The sequence below is a fragment of the Noviherbaspirillum sp. genome (assembly GCF_035944575.1).
Lineage (GTDB): Bacteria > Pseudomonadota > Gammaproteobacteria > Burkholderiales > Burkholderiaceae_D > Noviherbaspirillum.
The window spans coordinates 1-5,790 of sequence record NZ_DASZBA010000160.1 but is presented as its reverse complement, the minus strand read 5'-3'; the positions used below and the strand labels follow the sequence as shown (position 1 = coordinate 5,790).

The window sequence follows — 5,790 nt, the reverse complement described above, 5'->3', positions numbered from 1 at the left end:
TCGGGAATACCGGACATTATTTGAGATTTGGAAATCTCTAGCTGCGGAGAAATTAAAATATGCGTCTGACGACAAAAGGCCGCTTTGCAGTGACTGCGATGATTGACCTCGCTTTGCGTCAGGACAACGGCCCGGTCACGCTATCGGCAATCAGCCAGCGCCAGGATATTTCGTTGTCATATCTGGAGCAATTGTTCGGCAAGCTGAGACGTCATGCGATCGTGGAGTCGGTGCGCGGTCCCGGAGGTGGATATACGCTTGCACGAAGCGCGGAGGAAGTGACTGTCGCCGATATCATCATTGCCGTCGACGAGCCGCTGGACGCAACGCAGTGCGGAGGCAAGGAAAATTGCCATGGTTCGGACCATGAGCTGGGTACGCGCTGCATGACGCATGACCTGTGGGCGACGCTGAATGCAAAGATGGTGGAGTATCTCGATTCGGTGTCGCTGAAGGATTTGGTAGATCAGCAAAAACAAAAGAACGTGGTGGTTCTCCACCGGCCGCACGTGGCTGCTTAATTGGAGTGTATTGAATGAACGCCCCCCTGGAAAAGAAGTTGTTGGACACGATCAAAGCGCCGCATTTCCCGATTTACATGGATTATTCGGCGACTACGCCAATCGATCCGCGTGTCGCCGACAAGATGATTCCCTATCTGCGTGAGCAGTTCGGCAATCCGGCATCGCGCAGCCATATGTACGGCTGGAGCGCGGAGAAGGCGGTTGAAGAAGCGCGTGCCCATGTCGCTGCGCTGGTCAAGGCCGATCCTCGCGAGATCATCTGGACCTCCGGTGCTACTGAGGGAAATAACCTTGCCATCAAGGGCGCCGCGCATTTTTATAAAACCAAGGGCAAGCACATCGTTACGGTGAAGACCGAGCACAAGGCCGTTCTCGATACGGTGCGCGAGCTTGAGCGCCAAGGGTTTGAGGCGACCTATCTGCAGCCGCAGGACAATGGTTTGATCACCATCGAACAACTGCAGGAGGCGGTACGCCCTGACACCATCCTGGTATCGGTCATGCTGGTCAACAATGAAATCGGCGTCATTCAACCAATCCCGGAGATTGGTGAATTCTGCCGCTCCAAAGGAATTATCTTTCATTGCGACGCGGCCCAGGCGACCGGCAAGATGGATATCGACCTGGAAAAGTGGAAGGTGGATCTGATGACGTTCACCGCTCACAAGACCTATGGTCCAAAAGGAATCGGGGCGCTGTATGTACGACGCAAACCACGTGTTCGCATCGAAGCGCAGATGCATGGCGGCGGTCATGAGCGCGGACTGCGCTCCGGTACTTTGCCGACACATCAAATCGTCGGCATGGGCGAGGCCTTCCGTATCGCCAAGGAAGAGATGCACGCCGAAATCGAGCGCGTAAAGGCATTGCGTGACCGGCTTGCGAAGGGCCTGCAGGAGATCGAAGAGGTATATGTCAACGGCGACATGGAAAACCGTGTGCCGCATAACCTGAACGTCAGTTTTAATTATGTGGAAGGCGAATCGCTGATCATGGCGATCAAGGACATTGCGGTGTCGTCGGGTTCGGCCTGTACGTCGGCCAGCCTTGAACCGTCCTATGTATTGCGCGCGCTCGGCCGCAGCGACGAACTGGCGCACAGTTCGATTCGTTTCACGATCGGTCGCTTCACGACGGAAGAGGACATCGATTTCACGATCCGGCTGATCAAGGAAAAAGTAGCAAAGCTGCGCGACTTGTCACCCTTGTGGGATATGCACAAGGAAGGAATCGACATCAGCACGATTCAATGGGCGGCGCACTGATTTGCCATTCCCGCCTTTCGAAAGGCGATGACTGAATTATTTAAGGAGCATCAAATGTCTTACTCTGAAAAAGTTCTCGATCACTATGAGAATCCGCGCAACGTAGGCGCCTTCGACAAGGGCGACGAGTCGGTGGGTACCGGCATGGTCGGCGCTCCGGCTTGCGGTGACGTCATGAAACTGCAGATCAAGGTTGGTTCGGATGGCGTGATACAGGATGCCAAGTTCAAGACTTACGGCTGCGGATCCGCAATTGCGTCTTCCTCGCTGGTGACTGAATGGGTGAAGGGCAAAACGCTGGATCAGGCGTTGTCCATCAAGAACACCCAGATCGCTGAAGAACTCGCCTTGCCGCCGGTGAAGATCCACTGCTCCATCCTGGCTGAAGATGCCATCAAGGCAGCGGTTCAGGACTACAAAGCGAAACACGGTACGGAATCCGAGCAGGCTGCATAAACGGATCGCTTAGGGTTTCAATAATTTTATTTGTTGGACGCATTAACGATTATGGCAATCACACTGACTGAAAAAGCTGCGAAGCATATTAACCGCTATATCGAACGGCGCGGCAAGGGCATCGGATTGCGTTTCGGCGTAAGAACCACCGGCTGCTCCGGATTGGCGTACAAGCTCGAGTATGTGGATGAAAATGCGCCGGAGGACAGCGTGTTCGAGTCGCATGGTGTGAAGGTGTTCGTCGATCCGAAAAGCCTGCCCTATATCGATGGCACGGAGCTCGATTTCGCGCGTGAAGGTTTGAATGAAGGTTTTAAATTCAATAATCCGAATGTGAAAGACGAGTGCGGTTGCGGAGAGAGTTTCCGTATTTAAGGATCTGCATTCCGGTGTGCCGGAATGCATTGTTTTGACAAGGCCTGTTGAAGTATGGACAGGCTTTTGTTTTAGGTAATCATGCAGAACCACTTCGAACTTTTCCACTTGCCGCAACGCTTCACAATCGACCTGACGGCGCTGGACAAAGCCTATCGCGAAGTGCAGAACCAGGTGCACCCGGACAAATTTGCCAGTGCAGGCGATGCCGAGAAGCGGGTTGCCATGCAATGGGCGACGCGAGCAAATGAGGCATATCAGATACTGAAGAATCCCTTCCGCCGTGCCGCCTATCTGTGCGAGCTGAATGGTGTCGACTTGCAGATCGAGTCGAATACGGCAATGCCTGCCGCTTTCCTGATGCAGCAGATGGAGTGGCGCGAATCGCTGGACGATGCCAGAGCCGCTAAAGACATCGGCATGCTGGAAAGCATTGAGGATGAACTGCGTGCCGCTCGCAACGCGGAGGTCGAGCGTATAGGTACTCTGCTTGACGACAAGGATTTTGACCGGGCAGGCCAGGCAGTGCGGCAGTTGATGTTTCTCGAAAAATTCAGCGAAGAAATCGGGCGCGTCTTCGAAGCACTGGATGCCTGACCACGATTATACGAGCGCCCTTTGGTAGAGCGCGCAACCGGCGAATACAAAAATGGCTTTACTTCAAATTTCCGAACCAGGCATGTCGACCGCGCCTCACCAGCATCGGCTGGCTGTCGGCATCGATCTCGGTACCACCAACTCGCTCGTTGCTACCGTGCGCAGCAGCATCCCGGAAGTGCTTGCCGACGAAGAGGGGCGGACGTTGCTGCCGTCCATCGTGCGATATTTGCAGAATGGCCATGCGCAGATCGGCTACAAGGCGCAGGCGATGCAGACGACCGACCCCAAGAACACCATTGTTTCAGTGAAGCGTTTCATGGGCCGGGGTCTGAAGGACATTGCCTATGCGGAAAATCTTCCCTACGATTTTCTCGATACGCCCGGCATGGTGCAGCTAAAGACGGTTGCCGGCGTCAAGAGTCCGGTCGAAGTGTCGGCGGAAATTCTGGCGACGTTACGGCAACTGGCTGAAGACGCGCTTGGCGATGAACTCGTCGGCGCGGTAATCACGGTGCCTGCCTATTTCGACGACGCCCAGCGGCAGGCCACCAAGGATGCGGCGAAGCTCGCGGGCTTGAATGTTCTGCGTTTGTTGAATGAACCAACCGCCGCGGCGATTGCGTACGGTCTGGACACCGCATCGGAAGGCATCTATGCAGTCTACGACCTGGGCGGTGGCACGTTTGACATTTCCATTCTCAAGCTGACGAAGGGTGTGTTCGAAGTCCTGGCCACGGGAGGCGATTCGGCGCTCGGCGGAGACGACTTCGACCACCGCGTGCTGTGCTGGATGATCGAGCAGGCGAAGCTGGCGCCATTGTCGGACCATGATACCCGCCTGCTGATGGTGAAGGCGCGGGAGGCAAAGGAATTGCTCTCGTCAAATGCCGAAACGCACATCGACGCGGTTTTGGGATCGGGAGAGGAAGTGCATCTGACGCTGACCGCCAAGGTTTTCACGGAGATCACCTCGCACCTCGTCAATAAAACCATTACGCCGACGCGAAAAGCGCTGCGCGATGCGGGCCTGTCGGTGGACGACGTCGACGGCGTTGTCCTGGTGGGCGGGGCTACCCGCATGCCGCACATCCGCAAGGCAGTCGGCGAGTTTTTCAAAACCACGCCATTGGCCAATATCGACCCCGACAAGGTGGTTGCACTCGGTGCGGCGATACAGGCTAACCTCCTGGCTGGAAATCGTGCGGCAGGCGACGACTGGCTGCTGCTCGACGTCATCCCGCTGTCGCTCGGCATTGAAACCATGGGTGGATTGGTGGAGAAGGTCATTCCACGCAATTCGACGATACCCTGCGCTCGTGCGCAGGAGTTCACCACCTTCAAGGATGGCCAAACCGCGATGGCGATCCACGTGGTTCAGGGAGAGCGGGAACTGGTCAGCGATTGCCGTTCACTGGCGCGTTTTGAACTGCGGGGCATACCGCCGATGGCCGCCGGTGCCGCGCGGATCCGCGTGACCTATCAGGTCGATGCGGATGGGCTGCTGTCTGTATCGGCACGTGAATTGCGCTCCGGCGTCGAAGCGTCCATTTCGGTTAAGCCGTCTTACGGACTGGATGATGGCGATATCGCAAGAATGCTGCAGGATTCGTTTGCGTCGGCGGATATGGACATGCAGTTGCGCGCTCTGCGTGAGGAGCAAGTGGAGGCGGAACGTATCGTGCTCGCGACGCAGTCCGCGCTGGAAGCCGATGGCGAACTCCTGTCGGATGCAGAGCGCAGCGATGTTCTGGTACTGCTTGATGCTGTTCGCAGTAAGACGCAGGGAACGGATCATCTCGCTATCAAGGCTGCGGTGGAAGCGCTCGCCCGCGGTACCGAGGAATTTGCAGCACGACGCATGGACCGCAGCGTTCGCACGGCATTGTCAGGAAAGACGCTCGACGAGGTTACGCAGGGTCCGCGATGAGCCTTCGGCCCGCCCAATCATCACAACATTAATAAATCAAGAGGTTTTCAAGTGCCCCAGATCGTTGTACTCCCCCACGCTATGCTGTGTCCTGAAGGCGCGGTAATCGAAGCTCCGGCCGGCAGATCGGTATGCGATGTATTGCTCGACAACGACATCGATATCGAGCATGCGTGCGAAAAGTCCTGTGCATGCACGACCTGTCACGTGGTGGTGCGTGAAGGGTTCGAGTCGCTGAACGAGCCTGCTGAAAAAGAAGAAGATTTGCTCGACAGGGCATGGGGACTTGAAGCGACGTCAAGACTATCGTGCCAGGCAATTCTGGCGGACGAAAATCTCGTCGTGGAAATTCCGAAATACACGATCAATCACGCCAGTGAAAATCACTGATGTCGCTGGATAAAGGAAAGAAACCGAGCGGGAGCGATCATGAAATGGACTGACACCATCCGCATTGCAGAAGCATTGCACGACAAATTTCCGGAAATTAATCCCTTAACCGTCCGATTTACCGATCTGCACAAATGGGTATGTGAATTGGACGAGTTTGACGATGATCCAAACCGGTCCGGTGAAAAAATTCTGGAAGCGATCCAGATGGCATGGATCGAGGAAAGCGAATAGGGGCTGGTTGTAAACAGGG

General features: G+C 55.6%; 8 protein-coding genes. All 8 read left to right on the top strand.

Annotation, left to right across the window (positions count from 1 at the left end; genetic code table 11):
* Positions 1-59 precede the first annotated feature (59 nt).
* The 8 genes from iscR (at position 60) to iscX (ending at position 5,771) form a co-directional block, all read left to right on the top strand.
* Positions 60-521, top strand: coding sequence for a Fe-S cluster assembly transcriptional regulator IscR (gene iscR, locus VGU61_RS11635; RefSeq protein WP_326859292.1), 462 nt, complete (start codon positions 60-62; stop codon positions 519-521).
* A 14-nt stretch (positions 522-535) separates the two neighbouring features.
* A complete protein-coding gene (locus VGU61_RS11630; RefSeq protein WP_326859291.1) occupies positions 536-1,789 on the top strand; it encodes an IscS subfamily cysteine desulfurase in 1,254 nt (417 codons plus the stop codon).
* Positions 1,790-1,843: 54 nt separating this feature from the next.
* Positions 1,844-2,245: a Fe-S cluster assembly scaffold IscU gene (gene iscU, locus VGU61_RS11625; protein WP_326859290.1), complete on the top strand. Its 402-nt coding sequence runs from the start codon at positions 1,844-1,846 to the stop codon at positions 2,243-2,245.
* A gap of 51 nt (positions 2,246-2,296) precedes the next feature.
* The gene (gene iscA, locus VGU61_RS11620; RefSeq protein WP_326509036.1) at positions 2,297-2,620 is read left to right on the top strand and encodes an iron-sulfur cluster assembly protein IscA; all 324 of its coding nucleotides are present in this window, start codon (positions 2,297-2,299) and stop codon (positions 2,618-2,620) included.
* Between the two features lie 81 nt (positions 2,621-2,701).
* A complete protein-coding gene (hscB, locus tag VGU61_RS11615; RefSeq protein WP_326859289.1) occupies positions 2,702-3,217 on the top strand; it encodes a Fe-S protein assembly co-chaperone HscB in 516 nt (171 codons plus the stop codon).
* Between the two features lie 52 nt (positions 3,218-3,269).
* Entirely contained in the window at positions 3,270-5,147 is a 1,878-nt protein-coding gene (gene hscA, locus VGU61_RS11610; RefSeq protein ID WP_326859288.1) for a Fe-S protein assembly chaperone HscA, read from the top strand.
* Positions 5,148-5,198: 51 nt separating this feature from the next.
* The gene (gene fdx, locus VGU61_RS11605) at positions 5,199-5,537 is read left to right on the top strand and encodes an ISC system 2Fe-2S type ferredoxin (protein WP_326859287.1); all 339 of its coding nucleotides are present in this window, start codon (positions 5,199-5,201) and stop codon (positions 5,535-5,537) included.
* 39 nt (positions 5,538-5,576) lie between these two features.
* The gene (gene iscX / locus VGU61_RS11600; protein WP_326859286.1) at positions 5,577-5,771 is read left to right on the top strand and encodes a Fe-S cluster assembly protein IscX; all 195 of its coding nucleotides are present in this window, start codon (positions 5,577-5,579) and stop codon (positions 5,769-5,771) included.
* The last annotated feature ends 19 nt before the right edge of the window (positions 5,772-5,790 follow it).